The organism is Parasegetibacter sp. NRK P23, assembly GCF_023721715.1.
Lineage (GTDB): Bacteria > Bacteroidota > Bacteroidia > Chitinophagales > Chitinophagaceae > Parasegetibacter.
In genome coordinates, this window is record NZ_JAMDLG010000001.1 from 2,409,642 (window position 1) to 2,424,050 (window position 14,409).

General features: G+C 49.3%; 14 protein-coding genes. 6 read left to right on the forward strand and 8 right to left on the reverse strand.

From position 1 onward, the window contains the following. Position 1 precedes the first annotated feature (1 nt). Positions 2-661: a 4'-phosphopantetheinyl transferase superfamily protein gene (locus M4J38_RS09770; RefSeq protein WP_251759371.1), complete on the reverse strand. Its 660-nt coding sequence runs from the start codon at positions 659-661 to the stop codon at positions 2-4. 76 nt (positions 662-737) lie between these two features. Here M4J38_RS09770 and dcd point away from each other — a divergent pair, with 76 nt between their 5' ends. Continuing rightward, the gene (gene dcd, locus M4J38_RS09775; RefSeq protein WP_251759372.1) at positions 738-1,274 is read left to right on the forward strand and encodes a dCTP deaminase; all 537 of its coding nucleotides are present in this window, start codon (positions 738-740) and stop codon (positions 1,272-1,274) included. Here the strand turns inward: dcd and M4J38_RS09780 are convergent. Together M4J38_RS09780 and M4J38_RS09785 are read right to left on the reverse strand one after the other, a co-directional pair. Further along, entirely contained in the window at positions 1,271-1,729 is a 459-nt protein-coding gene (locus M4J38_RS09780; protein ID WP_251759373.1) for a TspO/MBR family protein, read from the reverse strand. The two genes, dcd and M4J38_RS09780, sit on opposite strands and share 4 nt — an antisense overlap. Before the next feature lie 53 nt (positions 1,730-1,782). Further along, positions 1,783-2,871, reverse strand: coding sequence for a DUF3810 domain-containing protein (locus M4J38_RS09785; RefSeq protein ID WP_251759374.1), 1,089 nt, complete (start codon positions 2,869-2,871; stop codon positions 1,783-1,785). A gap of 101 nt (positions 2,872-2,972) precedes the next feature. Between M4J38_RS09785 and M4J38_RS09790 the strand changes: the two genes are divergently transcribed. Together M4J38_RS09790 and rnhA are read left to right on the forward strand one after the other, a co-directional pair. Beyond that, positions 2,973-4,601, forward strand: coding sequence for an acyl-CoA carboxylase subunit beta (locus tag M4J38_RS09790; RefSeq protein WP_251759375.1), 1,629 nt, complete (start codon positions 2,973-2,975; stop codon positions 4,599-4,601). 122 nt (positions 4,602-4,723) lie between these two features. Next, the gene (rnhA, locus tag M4J38_RS09795) at positions 4,724-5,191 is read left to right on the forward strand and encodes a ribonuclease HI (protein WP_251759376.1); all 468 of its coding nucleotides are present in this window, start codon (positions 4,724-4,726) and stop codon (positions 5,189-5,191) included. Positions 5,192-5,399: 208 nt separating this feature from the next. Here rnhA and M4J38_RS09800 read toward each other — a convergent pair whose 3' ends face one another. Both M4J38_RS09800 and manA read right to left on the reverse strand, forming a co-directional pair. After that, complete coding sequence (locus M4J38_RS09800; protein ID WP_251759377.1) at positions 5,400-5,969, reverse strand: DUF6580 family putative transport protein; 570 nt, start codon at positions 5,967-5,969, stop codon at positions 5,400-5,402. Between the two features lie 62 nt (positions 5,970-6,031). Next, a complete protein-coding gene (gene manA, locus M4J38_RS09805) occupies positions 6,032-7,255 on the reverse strand; it encodes a mannose-6-phosphate isomerase, class I (RefSeq protein WP_251759378.1) in 1,224 nt (407 codons plus the stop codon). A gap of 37 nt (positions 7,256-7,292) precedes the next feature. On the opposite strand from manA, the gene M4J38_RS09810 reads away from it, so the two are divergent. Both M4J38_RS09810 and xerD read left to right on the forward strand, forming a co-directional pair. Then, complete coding sequence (locus M4J38_RS09810; protein WP_251759379.1) at positions 7,293-7,640, forward strand: YraN family protein; 348 nt, start codon at positions 7,293-7,295, stop codon at positions 7,638-7,640. A 3-nt stretch (positions 7,641-7,643) separates the two neighbouring features. Continuing rightward, a complete protein-coding gene (gene xerD / locus M4J38_RS09815; RefSeq protein ID WP_251759380.1) occupies positions 7,644-8,546 on the forward strand; it encodes a site-specific tyrosine recombinase XerD in 903 nt (300 codons plus the stop codon). Here xerD and M4J38_RS09820 read toward each other — a convergent pair whose 3' ends face one another. Next, positions 8,547-10,331, reverse strand: coding sequence for a tetratricopeptide repeat protein (locus tag M4J38_RS09820; protein ID WP_251759381.1), 1,785 nt, complete (start codon positions 10,329-10,331; stop codon positions 8,547-8,549). It abuts the gene before it with no gap. Between the two features lie 133 nt (positions 10,332-10,464). On the opposite strand from M4J38_RS09820, the gene M4J38_RS09825 reads away from it, so the two are divergent. Next, positions 10,465-11,304, forward strand: coding sequence for a DUF2911 domain-containing protein (locus M4J38_RS09825; RefSeq protein WP_251759382.1), 840 nt, complete (start codon positions 10,465-10,467; stop codon positions 11,302-11,304). A gap of 420 nt (positions 11,305-11,724) precedes the next feature. Here M4J38_RS09825 and M4J38_RS09830 read toward each other — a convergent pair whose 3' ends face one another. Further along, the gene (locus tag M4J38_RS09830) at positions 11,725-13,413 is read right to left on the reverse strand and encodes an amino acid permease (protein WP_251759383.1); all 1,689 of its coding nucleotides are present in this window, start codon (positions 13,411-13,413) and stop codon (positions 11,725-11,727) included. A gap of 28 nt (positions 13,414-13,441) precedes the next feature. Next, on the reverse strand, positions 13,442-14,407 hold the full coding sequence (locus tag M4J38_RS09835; RefSeq protein ID WP_251759384.1) for a polyprenyl synthetase family protein: 966 nt from the start codon (positions 14,405-14,407) through the stop codon (positions 13,442-13,444). Positions 14,408-14,409: the final 2 nt, after the last annotated feature.

Below are 14,409 nucleotides of genomic sequence, written 5' to 3' on the forward strand. Positions count from 1 at the left end.
CTCAGGAGATCGTCCATACCAGTACTTCTTCGCCCAGTACAAGGCCATGCAGTTTCAGCGGGAATGGCTGTTCCAACATAAAAACGCCGTCCATAAGCACCTTGCCATCGTCCTGGAAAGAAAGGGAGCGCACCAGCATTTGTTGCCTGAAGTCCACGTTGCCCAGTCCATACCATTTGAACATGGCCTCTTTGGCACTCCAGATTAATGTGGCGCACAATGCTTCAGGATCACCGTGAAAAAACGGTAATGCCGCGGCTTTTTTCACCCAGGCATCAAAGTGACCGCGGGCATCGGCATCCAGAAATTTACCTTTCAGCTTTACGGTTTTCTCCGTGATCTTTTCCACATCAACCCCCACCCTCCTATCCCGGCTTACCACTACGGCGGCCAGGTTGGCGCAATGAGAAATGGAAAAATGAAAAGCATCACCTGGTAAAAAAGGCTTTCGTGTGGGCGCCACAGCGATTTCGTGGGCTGGAAAATCAGGGAAAAGTTCTTTCAGCAGGTAGCGCCCGGCAAGGTGCTGCAAACGCTTCTGCGGGTGCGCGATCTCCCGCTGTACGGAAGCTTTCCGCTGGAAAAATGTTTCTTCCTCCGCAATTTCCCACACCGCGAGCTTTGTTTCCTGCCGAGGTTCTTTAATGAGTATCAGTGGCATAATGAAATTCTTCCGGCAAATTCGGCAATTCCCGGCAAACGGGGTAATATTGCACGAATTATAGAGAACAAGCGGTATGATTTTATCTGATAAGCGCATCCTGGAAGAAATAGCGAAAGGCACCATTTTAATTGAACCCTACGACAGGAGCAGCCTGGGAAGCAATTCCTACGACGTGCACCTGGGCAAATACCTGGCCACGTACAAGGACACAGAACTGGATGCCCGCAAACACAATACCATCGAACATTTCGAAATTCCTGAAGAAGGAATTGTACTGTTACCGAACGTGCTATACCTCGGCGTAACCGAAGAATACACGGAAACGCACGCGCATGTCCCCTTCCTGGAAGGAAAATCTTCTACAGGACGACTTGGCATAGATATCCACGCCACTGCGGGCAAGGGCGATGTGGGCTTCTGCGGCAACTGGACCCTGGAAATTTCCGTGAAACAACCGGTGCGCGTATACCATGGAATGCCCGTTGGTCAACTCATTTACTTCCCCGTTGAAGGTGAGATTGAAGTAAAATACAACCAGAAACAAAATGCGAAGTACAGCGGTCAGCCCAACCGTCCCGTGGAAAGTATGATGTGGAAGAATAAGTTCTAATTGAGCTGCCAGATCGTGAAATTCAGGATGGAAGCGAAACTCACCCAACTGATATAAGGAACCAGCAACCATGCCGCCGTGGAAGATATTTTGCCAAAGCGGAAGATCGTGAGGAGGATCAGCAACCACAGCACAACGATCCAGCCCATCGAGAAGCCTAAGGCATGGAACCTGAAAAAGATCATCGACCAAAAAAAGTTGAACACCAGCTGTACCGCATAAATATACAAAGCGCCTTTTTTACCGGGCGTGCTGTCCGATTGCTTCCAGATCAGGTACATGGCGATTCCCATTAAGATATAGAGACTCGTCCACACAGGGCCGAACAACCAGTTGGGCGGCTGGAACCAGGGTTTGTTCAATGTACTGTACCAACCCTGTATCTCAGGCGTTGTAAAATAACTGCCGGTAAAGCCAACCGCTAAAGGAATAAGTAGTGCTATCAATAGTTTCATACTGCCGGTTTGAACAATGTTTGCAAGGTTTGTACCAGGGTGCACGGTCATTATCAAATGGCTTCCAGCCCATACTTCCTGTACCAGGCCATCAGTAATCCGATCACTTCATCATAACTACGGATACCGGAAGATTGTTCATTCGCACGGAGATAAGCATCATAGAAACTGTCTACCATCGGTTCAAGTACGGAGCGGTGCTCGTCGAGGAACTTCTTGTAAGCGGCCCTGTCTTTTTTCACCTGTGGATGCGCGTTTTCAAGAAATCCTTTGGCCAGCGTACTGTCCCTTCTTCTTAATTCACGCATGCCATAAAAGAACATATCGTAATAGATCGAATACCGGAAGATAGCGCTGGGCGATGATTTACAGGAAAGATATCCCACGAAATTCGCTTCCGCCTCACTGGAAATACCGATCTGGTGCGCGATTTCATGGCAGGCTACGGCAGGTTGATAAAACCATGGAATGGTACGGTTAAGGTGTGCTTCATTCGTGAAAGGATTCAAATAGCCTGAAAAGCCGGTATAGTTTCCCACCCTTCCAAACAGGGATCTTTTCAGCGACATGTTACTGAACGAAAGTTCGGGAATAGTCTTAGAGAGGGCATCATACGCTTTCTGCACTTCGGCTCGCATAAAACGCATCTTTTTCAGCGAATCGCGGTGCGCTTCGTTCACCAATGCGGCTTCCGCAGTAAGTTTGGAGGAGATTATTTCCATCACCGTAACCAGTTCCGCAGTTTCATACGCGTGCACATCCAGCTTTAATACGTCGCGCACACCTAACCTCGAATAGTTCAATCCCCACAAAGTATAAAAACAGATATAGATAGTTAAAGCGAAGCCCCCAGCCTGTTTCAGCACAAGTATCCCCCATTTTTCAGGCAGTTGCCTTTTCAGCATTCTTTTGATCCAGCGCACCAGCCACCATATAACGGTGAGGGGTAACAGCACATACAACGCATCACCCAGGCTGAAAGGAAGCCAGCCGAATAAAGTGCGGAGCAGTCTTGCAAGGGGAGGGTAAACCCCATTGGAATAATACCGTTCCACCGAAGGATGGTGTACGGAGAACCATTTGATACCGATAACCAGCACGATTGCCACGATCCATTTCCAGGGGAACTTTCCTTGCTTCATACCTTTCTGTTCAACCAAGTTGCAACAAACTTACAACGCCTTCTGTTGGGAAAACCCGTATTTTTAAAAAACTACCTAACATCACAAAGAAATAATGCCGTATGGACATCACTTTTAACCAACAGGAAGACACCATGAAACAGGCTTTGGCGAAACTGCGCCGGCACCTCGATGAAGTTAGTCTGGGTGGCGGCAAAAAAGCCATTGCCAAACAAAAAGAGCGCGGTAAACTAACGGCCCGTGAACGCATCGCCTATTTGTGTGATAAAACCGCTCCCATAATAGAGATCGGACAACTTGCTGGCTTTGGCATGTACGAAGCGGAAGGCGGTTGCCCTGCGGGCGGCACCGTGGCCGTAATGGCGTATGTAAGCGGACGCCAGTGCCTCGTGGTCGCGAACGACCAGACGGTGAAAGCCGGAGCCTGGTTCCCGATCACAGGAAAGAAAAACCTGCGTTTACAGGAGATCGCCATGGAAAACCACCTCCCCGTTATTTACCTGGTAGACAGTGCCGGTGTTTACCTCCCGATGCAGGATGAGATTTTCCCCGATAAAGAACATTTCGGAAGGATATTCCGCAACAACGCGAAAATGAGTGCGATGGGCATCACACAGATTGCCGCCGTAATGGGCGCCTGCGTGGCTGGTGGTGCATACCTTCCCATCATGAGCGATGAAACACTGATGGTGACCGGGAAAGGGTCTATTTTCCTTGCCGGCCCCTACCTCGTAAAAGCCGCCATAGGAGAAGAGGTGGACGCGGAAACATTGGGTGGCGCTGACACACATACATCCATTTCAGGCATCGCCGATTATAAATTCGATACTGAAGAAGCGTGTCTGGACCAGGTTAAGCGCATCATGGATAAGATCGGTGCACCGGCCAAAGCTTCTTTTGATAGAATTATACCCGTTGCGCCGGGGAAAAACCCCGAAGAATTGTACGGTGTTTTCCCTTCAGACGGAAGCAAGCCCTACGATATGATGGAAGTGATTGAAAGAATTGTGGATGGAGGAAGTTTTGATGCGTTCAAATCAGATTATGGTCAGACCATTCTCTGCGGATACGCCCGAATTGATGGATGGGCAGTAGGCATCGTGGCCAACCAAAGAAAGATCGTGAAGAGTAAGAAAGGTGAAATGCAGATGGGTGGCGTGATCTATAACGACAGCGCCGATAAGGCAGCCAGGTTTATTCAGAATTGTAACCAGAAGACCATCCCACTTGTTTTCCTCCAGGATGTCACCGGTTTTATGGTAGGTTCCAGGAGCGAACACGCGGGCATCATCAAAGACGGCGCCAAACTGGTGAACGCAGTGGCCAATTCTGTAGTGCCCAAAATCACGATCATCATCGGGAACTCTTACGGTGCCGGCAATTACGCCATGTGCGGCAAGGCATACGATCCGCGCTTCATCTACGCATGGCCCTCCGCGAAGATCGCGGTGATGGGTGGTGAACAGGCCGCTAAGACATTGTTGCAGATTCAGGTCTCGGCGATGAAAGCCCAGGACAAAACGGTGGCCCCCGAGGAAGAAAAGGAACTGCTTGATAAGATCAAAGCAAAATATGAAATCCAGACCTCTCCATATTATGCTGCCGCAAGGCTTTGGGTGGATGCGATCATTGACCCGATGGATACCCGGAAAGTCATTTCTGAGGGATTATCCGCAGCCAGTCATAACCCGGAAATCGCCCCATTTAAAACGGGCGTATTCCAGGTTTAAAAATTAAAATAGCCTTTTTATTCTACTGGGAATCAATACTATATTTTCCTTGTTTATGATAAAATAAAACAACGCTTGTTTACTTCAATCCTTAGTTTTGCCGCTCAAACGGATGTTAAAAAATGACCACCAACCAGATCACGATATATACAGATGGTTCTTCACGGGGTAATCCCGGCCCCGGAGGATACGGCACTTTATTGATGTGGGGCGATAAAGTAAAAGAACTTTCTCAGGGTTTCCGGAAAACGACCAACAACCGCATGGAACTCTGGGCCGTAATCGCGGGCCTGGAGCAGTTGAAAAGAACCGATCTGCCCATAGTGATCTATTCCGATAGTCAGTATGTGGTGAACGCGATTGAGAAGGGCTGGCTGAATGGGTGGATCGCGAACAATTTTAAAGGGGGGAAGAAGAACCCGGATTTGTGGCGGAAGTATTATGAATTGTCGCGCCCTTTCCGGATACGTTTTGTTTGGGTGAAAGGACATGCGGATAATCCTTACAACAACCGTTGTGATGAGTTGGCTACCCGAGCCGCTGATGGCAGGGATTTACTGGTAGATTATGGGTATGAAGCGGGGGGATAACTTTTAATAAGCCATTTCATAGAAGCGGAAAGCAGGTCTCTCGCAACGGCGCGACGACGCCACGGGTAAGCCCTTTGATAAACTGAGAAACACGTTGGGCATCAAATAAATGGGAAAATATTCCTAACTGATAAAGAAAATGGGTATCAATTTTTTGATACCCCATTTTCTTTATCAGTTGATATTCTAAACTTAATACATACTCCACCTACCCTGCTGTTTCCACCTTATTCACTTCCTTCATCCCATTGATGAAGAAATATCCACCAAACAACACCACGGAGAAAAACACGGTTGAAACCAGGCTTCCTTCATAAAAAGGAACCGCATCTGTATAACACATCACCAGCCCATCCCATGTTTTAGGACGATTCAAACCGGCGCCTTCCAGCCATACGAAAAAGTTCGAGGCCAGGAAGAACAAGGTCGGGCCAACAATGGTGGTTGCCATTATTTTGAAAACTTTCAGGTCGCGGAGCAGGAAACCGATAAGGGTAAGTCCGGCGAACAGCACATAGTTGGTAAATTGTCCTTCATAAAAACCTTGCATGGACAGCCATCCCTGGGTATAAGCCAATTCGTAAAGCAAATCGGAAATAAACATGGAAAGCAGTGGAAGCGCAAAGGCGAACTTTCTGTCTTTAATAACGGCACCACCAAAAAGCGCCATCGCGATCTGCGGGGCAAAACCAAGCGGACGTTCGGGTACAAGCCGGTAAAGGGCCGCCAGCACTACCATCACAACAAAAATAACTATGGTGGATCTGTTCAGTTTCATGCTTCTGTTTTAACGTTCTGATGCAAAAGTAACCAATATTCTTTTCCTTATTCCACGTTTTTTCACCGTGGAACACCGGCGATAAACACGGTAGCCTGGGCCGTACCTACCAGTTCATACGGAGTATCAGCCATCACGAATGCAGCGCTGCCGGTTGTCAAAGGCAGTACCGTGTCACCGCTTACCAGTTCCACCTGTCCTTTCTGAACAAACACGACTTCCGCCGAATAACTTTTCTGCGACCATTTCCCACCGGTGGACAATTCCACCGCATTCATCGAAAAATCAGGTACCGGGCACGGGTATTCGATGGAGCCGTCTTCTCCTGCTGTAGGTTGCATCACTGCGGGCGTTACTTCTTCGAAAGAAGTATGCCTGATAAGTTCGGCCACATCAATATGCTTTGGGGTTAACCCGCCACGCAGCACATTGTCTGAATTGGCCATCAGCTCCATGTTCTGCCCTTCAAGATAAGCGTGTGGAATTCCAGCCCCCTGAAAAATAGCCTCTCCTTCCTTCAGGTGCACCAGGTTAAAAAAGTAAATAGAGAATATGCCACGGTCCAGCTTTTCGGTTTTTCCGCCGCTGTATTGTTCGATGGCGCGCGCTGCCCAGAAAGCGGGATCGGCTTTGGAGAGCAGGTTGTCTTTATACAGCGGCAACACCTGTTCGGCCAGAGGTGCCAGCATCTTGTCCACTTCTTCCTGCGAGGCATTCATCACGGTTTCGTACAGCCCTTTTATTCCTTTTTCTTCGAGTACGGGGATCAGGGCATGCCAGGCGGCCTGCTGTTCCAGTGCATGGCGGATGGCTTCTTTTTTCCGGAAACCATGGAGCAGCCAGAAATCGCTGAGGGCCACCATTACCTCTGGTTTGTGGTTATCGTCCTTATAATTACGGGAAGGGTCACCCGCTGGCATTCCCGCCGCCTCTTCCCTGGCGAATCCTTTGATGGCTTCTTCGCGCGTGGGATGCACCTGTATCGACAGCATTTCTTTTACATCCAGCACCTTAAACAGAAAGGGTAATCTGCCGAAGGCGCGGGCGGTTGATTCACCGAGTGCATCCACCGTATTTTCACGGATGAAGGTGTTCAATCCGAGTTGTACGCCATTTTCTGTTTCAATCAAAGACGGTACCTGGTCGTGTGCACCCATCCAGTATTCGGCGAACGGTTGCTGATCGGTGTTTTTCTCCCCCAACAGTTCGGGGATAAAACGGTTGCCACCCCAGGCGTAGTGTTGTACCTTCCCATGCAGGGGAAATATCCTTTTCGTAGTTGTCATAGTTTTCATCTAATGGTTACAAATATAAAGGTATCGCATGGGCATCCAACAAATCAGGGGGAATTTAGGCGAATTCGCGGGCGCATGGTGGCTCAGCCGGAATGGGTTCCGCATCCTGCAACGCAACTGGCGCACAGGCAGAAAAGAGATTGATATTATCGCTGAAAAGAACGGCACCTTACACATCATTGAAGTGAAAACCCGTTTCAGCGACGCATTCGGATGGCCCGAAGCGGCTGTATCATGGAAAAAGATCGGTATGCTGGAAGATGCGGCCAGACAATACATGGCCCTCCATCCCTATTGGAAAAACATTCAGTTCAGTGTACTCTCCCTCATGGTGGAACACCATATGGCCAGGTTTGCGTTTTTTGAGGATATTTGAGCCATGTGGAAAGCGTACCGCAAAGGATTCAAAGCATACCTTCAGTTGGAAAAATCACTGGCTGATACTTCCGTGGAAGCCTACGGCTACGACCTGGACAAGCTTATTCAGTACCTCGAAGCGGAAGCCCCCGGCACTTCTCCTTCAGATATTACACTGGCGCAACTCGAAACATTCATCGGCCAGATCGCAGCGCTGGGTATGACGGCCCGTTCGCAGGCCCGGATTATCTCGGGCATAAAGGCGTTCTTCCGGTATTGCCAGCAGGAACAACTTATTTCCAGTAATCCGGCTTTGTTACTCGAAGCGCCACGTTTACAACGCGCCCTTCCTGATGTATTAAGTGTAACAGACATCCAGGCGCTCATTGATGCCATAGACCTCAGCAAACCGGAAGGCACACGTAACAAGGCTATGCTGGAAACACTCTACAGTTGCGGACTGCGCGTTTCAGAATTGGTAAACCTGAGAATATCCTGCATTTTCCCCGACCTCGAATTCATCCGTGTAACGGGCAAAGGCGATAAAGAAAGGCTGGTCCCCATCGGATCAGAAGCGTTGAAATACATCGCCATTTATATGGATACGGTAAGAAGGTTGCAACCCGTTCAACCAGGAGAAGAAGACATACTTTTCCTGAACAGACGGGGGAAACGCCTCACAAGGGTTATGATCTTCCTTATTTTGAAGGACCTGGCAAGGACCGCGGGCATTGAGAAAAGCATTTCTCCCCACACCTTCCGCCACTCCTTTGCGACGCACCTCGTGGAAGGCGGCGCCGACCTGCGTGCGGTCCAGGAAATGCTGGGTCACGAAAGTATTACCACCACCGAAATTTATACGCACCTTAACCGGGAATACCTGCGCGAAACCTTACAACGCTTTCATCCCGCGTACAACAAGTGATCAGGCGCTCCCGTTCAAGGGCAGGCTCACGGATACCACCGTGCCTTTTCCCGGCGCGGAATCGAACTCAATATGTCCTTTCAATACTGCGATGCGGTTCATCATATTCTTTAACCCGATTCCCGCGAATGCTTCCACATCCTTCACATCGAAACCTTTCCCGTTGTCTTCAATGGTGATGGATATTTCGGTTTCCTCTTTGTGCATCTGGATATCCAGTGTATCCGCGCCGGAATGTTTGATCACGTTGTTTACCGACTCCTGGATCACCCGGTACAGCACGGTTTCAATGTGCGGATCAAGCCGTTCCTGCAGCCCGAATGTATCTACTCTTATTTTAAGGCGTGAAGATTGAATCTTATCGATAAAATCCCTTACTGCACTCACCAGTCCTGATTTCAGCAATATATTCGGCATCATCTGGTGGGAGATGGAACGTATTTCCCGGCAGCTTTCATCGGTAATGGCTATGGTTTTATCGAGCAATGATTTATCCTCAGGTTTGGCGATCTCTTCCACGCGGTGCGCAAATTCCGAGAGGTTCATTTTCACAGCGGAGAACAATTGTCCCAACCCATCGTGCAGGTCTCCGGCGATGCGGCGCCGCTCCTGTTCTTCCGCTTCAATCACGGCTTTGGCAGCGATATCCTGCTGCTCCATAACGGCGGCCTGTAAGCGCGTTTCCTGTTTTAATTTGTAACGGTTATAAAAGAGTAATCCCAGTGCTATCGCGGCCAGGAAAGCAATAGCGATGATGCCGATGGTGGTATTTCTTTTCCCGATGGTCAATTGCTGGATGGTATTCTGCTTGTTCAGCAATGTGATCTGCTGTTCTTTCTTTTCCGTTTCAAACCTGGTTTGCATTTCCGCAAGCTGGCGCGATCTTTCCACATTCAGGAAACTATCCTGTACGGCTTTGTACCGTTTATGCAAACTGTACGCTTTGGCAAAATCCCCGGCTGCGGCATAATCCTCCGAGAGGTTCGCATAGGCTTCCGTGATGATGGTGGCCATACTGTTTTTTTCACCTACGGCCAGCGATTGCTCATGAAGTGCCACGGCTTGTTTGTGCTGTTTCAGCAACCGGTGCACGTTCCCCATATTAATATAGTTCGCGGCCACGAAAAACTGGTCGCCAATCTTTTCTGAAAGTTGTGCTGAACGGCCGTAGTATTCCAGGGCTTTTGCATAATCTCCCTGCGTTTTATACAACACGCCCATATTGTTCAGCGTAAGTGCCACGCGGTCGTCAAGGTTTTTGCGCTCGTAAATACCCAATGCCTGCCGGTATGCTTTCAACGCGGTATCATAACGTTGTTGTTGCTCCAGTATCATGGCCCTGTTGTTGGCGCAATCGGCCAGGATCAGGGAATCTCTGATTTTTTCAGCAAGTATTTCGGCTTCCTGGTAATGCCGGAGTGCGGCCTCAAAGTCTTTCTGAGATTCGTATAACGTTCCGATATTTTTGATGGCTTTCGCCCTTGCCGTATCGTTGCCCAGTGTTTCCGCCAGTTTCACGGACCGTTGGTAATACCCAAGCGCCTTTACCGCATCACCTTTTTGAGAGCAGGCATTGCCGAGGTTATTACAAAGAATGGTTTGCGCTGGCAGGTCTTTTTCTTTCTCGGCGGTTTTCAAACGTCCCTCAAATACGGTTACCGCTTCCCTGTAGTTTCCTGCGTTGTACAGGTTAATACCATGCTGCAACACACTGTCCTTTTGCTGGGCGCGTACCATACCCGGCGCAAGCAAAGTAAAAAGGAGCAAAAAAAAGCATATCCTCATCCGCGATGGTTTATGGTCGGGCAGGGATAAAACTTCCCTGTTTGTAAATATAGAGAATGCCTGTAGCATATCTATAACTCCTATCTTTGAAAATTATTTCAAATTTGCAATCCAATCAATAAAACTCTACGTGATGAAAAAGATCATTTCTACGTTCGTTGCCGCGTGCATGGCTTACGGCGCTTTCGCCCAGGTAAACATGCCACAGCCCAGCACCACTCAAAACATTAAGCAGGCATTTGGTTTGGGCAGCATCGAACTTACTTATTCCCGTCCGAACGCAAAAGGAAGAACAGTATTCGGCAACCTGGTGCCCTGGGGTAAATTGTGGCGCACCGGCGCAAACAACGCCACCCGCGTGAAATTCACCGATGTGGTGGAAATTGGCGGCAAGCAGATTGATACCGGCAGCTACGCCATTTACACCATTCCCCAAAAGAACGAATGGGAGATTGTGCTCAACAAAGGCATCGGCAACTGGGGTGTTGATGGTTATAAAGAAGCCGAAGATGTGGTTCGCCTGAAAGTGCCTTCCATGAAAACAGCTACCAAAAACGAGACCTTCACCATGCAGATCGCCAACGTGCAGAACGAAAGCTGCGAAATTCATATCATGTGGGAGAACACCGCCGTGGCTATTCCCGTGAAAACAAAAGTGAAGGACCGCCTCAAAGCCCAGCTCGACAAAGCCATGGAAAGCGACCGCAAGCCCTACTTCCAGGCCGCCAACTTCTACTACGAGTGGGAAAAAGACCTGACCAAAGCGCTCAGCTATGCAAACGGGGCCATCGAATCCGCTGAAAAGGCCGGTCAGAAGCCTTTCTGGATGTACCTCCTGAAAGCTAAAATCCAAAAAGACGCCGGTGATAAAGCAGGCGCGAAAGCAAGCGCGAAAACCTGTGTGGAACTGGCAAAGGCTGCTAATAATGCTGATTATGTGAAAATGGGTACTGAGCTTGCGGCGAGTTTATAGGCTTTTCTGATAATGATTTTGAAGACGGTCTTCCGGGAGGAGGGCCGTTTTTCTTTTGGCGCAGTTTCACGTGATTGCTTCGTGCCTCGCAACGACGCACTGCTTCGTTCCTCGCAGGAGCAAGGACGCAAGGCGTTCATTATGTTTTGGATGGTTTCTGTGAGGGAAGTTTTTTTCTCGCAACGACGCCACGGCGCAACGGGCTGTCGAGTTAAGGGACGGCTTTTTGTAGTAAAGCTGTTGTTTTAAGCGTGCATTGTTACAGGATTCTTATTTCTATTCTTTCCACTCAAAAAAAATAGAAAATAAAATCCCCAATTATAAAATAAAGCAACAGAATAGAACATAATATTACGCCAACGTTGCGCCGTAGCGTCGTTGCGAGAAATATTCCTTTCCACGCGAATCCGCAAAACCGCTTTACGCCAACCTACTATTCTTCCGCCCGTACAGAAAATAAATCGCCAGCCCCAGCCCCATCCACACAAAAAACCATTTCCAGCTCACCGCGGGAATCTCTATCATCAGGTACAAACAGGAGAGCACACCCATAATCGGGATCAACGAATATTTACGGATAAAAGTAAGCACCGTGAGCAGCAGCGCCACGGCGAGGAACAGCAGGAACAGGATTTCCTGGTACCCTTCGTTGCCGATATTGGTAAAAGCATCGCTTATACGTACCCGGAAGAGCCAGATAAAGATGGCCAACAGTCCGGGCACAATGAACTGCCCGTTCACATACGGCAGTTTGAACTTGCCCGGCTCTTTGGCTGCGGGCGGCAGCAGCAATACCCCACCGGATACCAGCACGAAAGCGAAAAAAGTACCAATGCTGGTAAGATCAGTTACCAGTCCGCCCTCCAGGAAAAGCGCGCCCGCGCCTACAATGATACCCGTGATGATGGTAGCGAAAGAGGGGGTCTGGTATTTGGGATGGATCTGCTGGAATTTTTTAGGTAATAATCCGTCGCGACTCATGCTCATCCATATCCTGGGCTGACCAAGCTGGAATACGAGTAATACTGAAGTGGTGGCCACCACGGCGCTGATGGAGATGATCTTCTCGATCCAGGGTGCACGTTTTTCGAAGACGAAAGCCAGCGGATCGTTCACGTCTTTGAAAGCGGCATAGTTTTCAATGCCTGTTAAGACGAGGGCGATGAGGATGTACAATACCGTGCATATCAGGAGGGAATAGATCATGCCGCGGGGCATATCGCGCTGCGGATTTTTACATTCTTCGGCGGTGGTGGAAATAGCATCGAAGCCGATATACGCGTAGAATACCGCGGAAACACCTTTCAGCACGCCTTCAAATCCATTCGGCATGAACGGAACCCAGTTGTTTGTGTCCACGAAAAACGCGCCGGCGATGATCACGAAAATGATGACGGCCACTTTGAAGATAACCATAAAATTAGAAGCCTGCTTGCTCTCCTTGATCCCAATATAAGCGATCCACGTAATGAGCGCCACCACCACGAAGGCGGGCAGGTTGAAGAATATTTTTGTGCTGCCGATCTGCGGCGCTTTGTTGTAGGCTTCTACTACGAAGGCGTAACTTTTCAGTTGCTCCGGATCGGTGACTGTACCCGATGCCAGGGCCGTTGTGGCGGTTTTAAAGGCCGATGCCGCCGATTGAGGATCTACCAGCATCCAGTCGGGAAGATGGATATTGAAAATGTGTACGAGCAGGTTGTTGAAATACCCGCTCCAGGAAATGGCCACCACAATATTACCAATAGCGTATTCCAGTATCAGGGCCCAGCCGATCACCCAGGCGATCAGTTCCCCGAAAGCAACATACGAGTAGGTATATGCGCTTCCCGCAACCGGTACCCGGCTCGCGAATTCCGCATAACACAATGCTGAGAACCCGCAGGTGATGGCCGTGATGACGAACAGGAGAGAAATACCGGGTCCGCCGTTGTAAGCGGCACCACCGATGGTGGAGAAAATACCGGCGCCCACCACCGCGGCAATACCGAGAAAAGTAAGGTCGCGGACATTGAGGACCTTGTTCATTTTGCCATGCTCCGTTTGGCCGGCTTCGTATTCACGTTTGATGGATTCAATGGATTTCTTCCTGAAAAGTTTACTGGCCATTGGTGTCGGTTAGTTTAGGTAGCAGTTTTTAGTGTTCCCGTTGGATCAGGAAGGAGGCCAGTTTTTTCAACGGCTCTTTCCGTGCCGAAAGTACGGCAATATCTTCAAGGTGTTGTATGGCTGTATCAAGGTATTGTTGTTTCAGGCGGAGCGCCCATTCATCCACACCGCAATCCCGGAACACGTTCAGTACTTTCTCGACCTTATCGGCGGGGCTTTCTTCCATCAGCCGTACCAGTTCCTGTTTTTGCGAAGCGGTGGCCGTTTCCAGCGCGTGGATCATGAGGAAGGTCTTTTTATTGGAGAGGATGTCCCCTCCTACCTGCTTTCCAAATTTTTTAGGATCGCCGAAGGCATCCAGGTAATCGTCCTGCACCTGGAACGCGATGCCCAGGTTCCTGCCGAATTCGTAGAGATGATGTTGGTTGGCATCTCCGGCACCACCCAATACCGCACCCATCTGCAGACTGGCGGCCAGCAGTACGGAGGTCTTCAGTTCTATCATGCGGATGTATTCGTTCAGGCTTACATACGCTCTTTTTTCAAAATCCATATCCAGTTGCTGTCCCTCACATACTTCACGTGCCGTTTTGTTGAACAGGTACATGATTTTATGGATGTAACCAGACTGTACTTTATTGATATGATCGTAAGCCACCACCAGCATTACATCACCGGCCAGCAACGCGGTGCTATCGCCGTATTTGGTGTGCACGGTTTCCATGCCGCGGCGCAGCGGCGCCTTGTCCATGATGTCATCGTGGATGAGGGTGAAATTATGGAACAGCTCAATGGCGGTGGCCACGTGCCAGGAATCGGCGATGATGTCATCGAACAGTTCGTTGCCCATAAGGCAGGTTACGGGACGGATGCGTTTGCCGCCCAGGCCCAGGAAATAGTGTGCGGGATCATACAGGCTGGCCGGTGTTTCCGGGAAATGCCGGTGCTCAAATCTTTCCAGGAATAAACGGGTAAGTTCTTCAAACGAGTGCATGT

What these genes read in the sequence shown, in the direction of transcription:
- M4J38_RS09770 (WP_251759371.1), bottom strand. Translation starts at nt 661, where the DNA reads ATGCCACTGATACTCATTAAAGAACCTCGGCAGGAAACAAAGCTCGCG.
- dcd (WP_251759372.1), top strand. Translation starts at nt 738, where the DNA reads ATGATTTTATCTGATAAGCGCATCCTGGAAGAAATAGCGAAAGGCACC.
- M4J38_RS09780 (WP_251759373.1), bottom strand. Translation starts at nt 1,729, where the DNA reads ATGAAACTATTGATAGCACTACTTATTCCTTTAGCGGTTGGCTTTACC.
- M4J38_RS09785 (WP_251759374.1), bottom strand. Translation starts at nt 2,871, where the DNA reads ATGAAGCAAGGAAAGTTCCCCTGGAAATGGATCGTGGCAATCGTGCTG.
- M4J38_RS09790 (WP_251759375.1), top strand. Translation starts at nt 2,973, where the DNA reads ATGGACATCACTTTTAACCAACAGGAAGACACCATGAAACAGGCTTTG.
- rnhA (WP_251759376.1), top strand. Translation starts at nt 4,724, where the DNA reads ATGACCACCAACCAGATCACGATATATACAGATGGTTCTTCACGGGGT.
- M4J38_RS09800 (WP_251759377.1), bottom strand. Translation starts at nt 5,969, where the DNA reads ATGAAACTGAACAGATCCACCATAGTTATTTTTGTTGTGATGGTAGTG.
- manA (WP_251759378.1), bottom strand. Translation starts at nt 7,255, where the DNA reads ATGACAACTACGAAAAGGATATTTCCCCTGCATGGGAAGGTACAACAC.
- M4J38_RS09810 (WP_251759379.1), top strand. Translation starts at nt 7,293, where the DNA reads ATGGGCATCCAACAAATCAGGGGGAATTTAGGCGAATTCGCGGGCGCA.
- xerD (WP_251759380.1), top strand. Translation starts at nt 7,644, where the DNA reads ATGTGGAAAGCGTACCGCAAAGGATTCAAAGCATACCTTCAGTTGGAA.
- M4J38_RS09820 (WP_251759381.1), bottom strand. Translation starts at nt 10,331, where the DNA reads ATGAGGATATGCTTTTTTTTGCTCCTTTTTACTTTGCTTGCGCCGGGT.
- M4J38_RS09825 (WP_251759382.1), top strand. Translation starts at nt 10,465, where the DNA reads ATGAAAAAGATCATTTCTACGTTCGTTGCCGCGTGCATGGCTTACGGC.
- M4J38_RS09830 (WP_251759383.1), bottom strand. Translation starts at nt 13,413, where the DNA reads ATGGCCAGTAAACTTTTCAGGAAGAAATCCATTGAATCCATCAAACGT.
- M4J38_RS09835 (WP_251759384.1), bottom strand. Translation starts at nt 14,407, where the DNA reads ATGCACTCGTTTGAAGAACTTACCCGTTTATTCCTGGAAAGATTTGAG.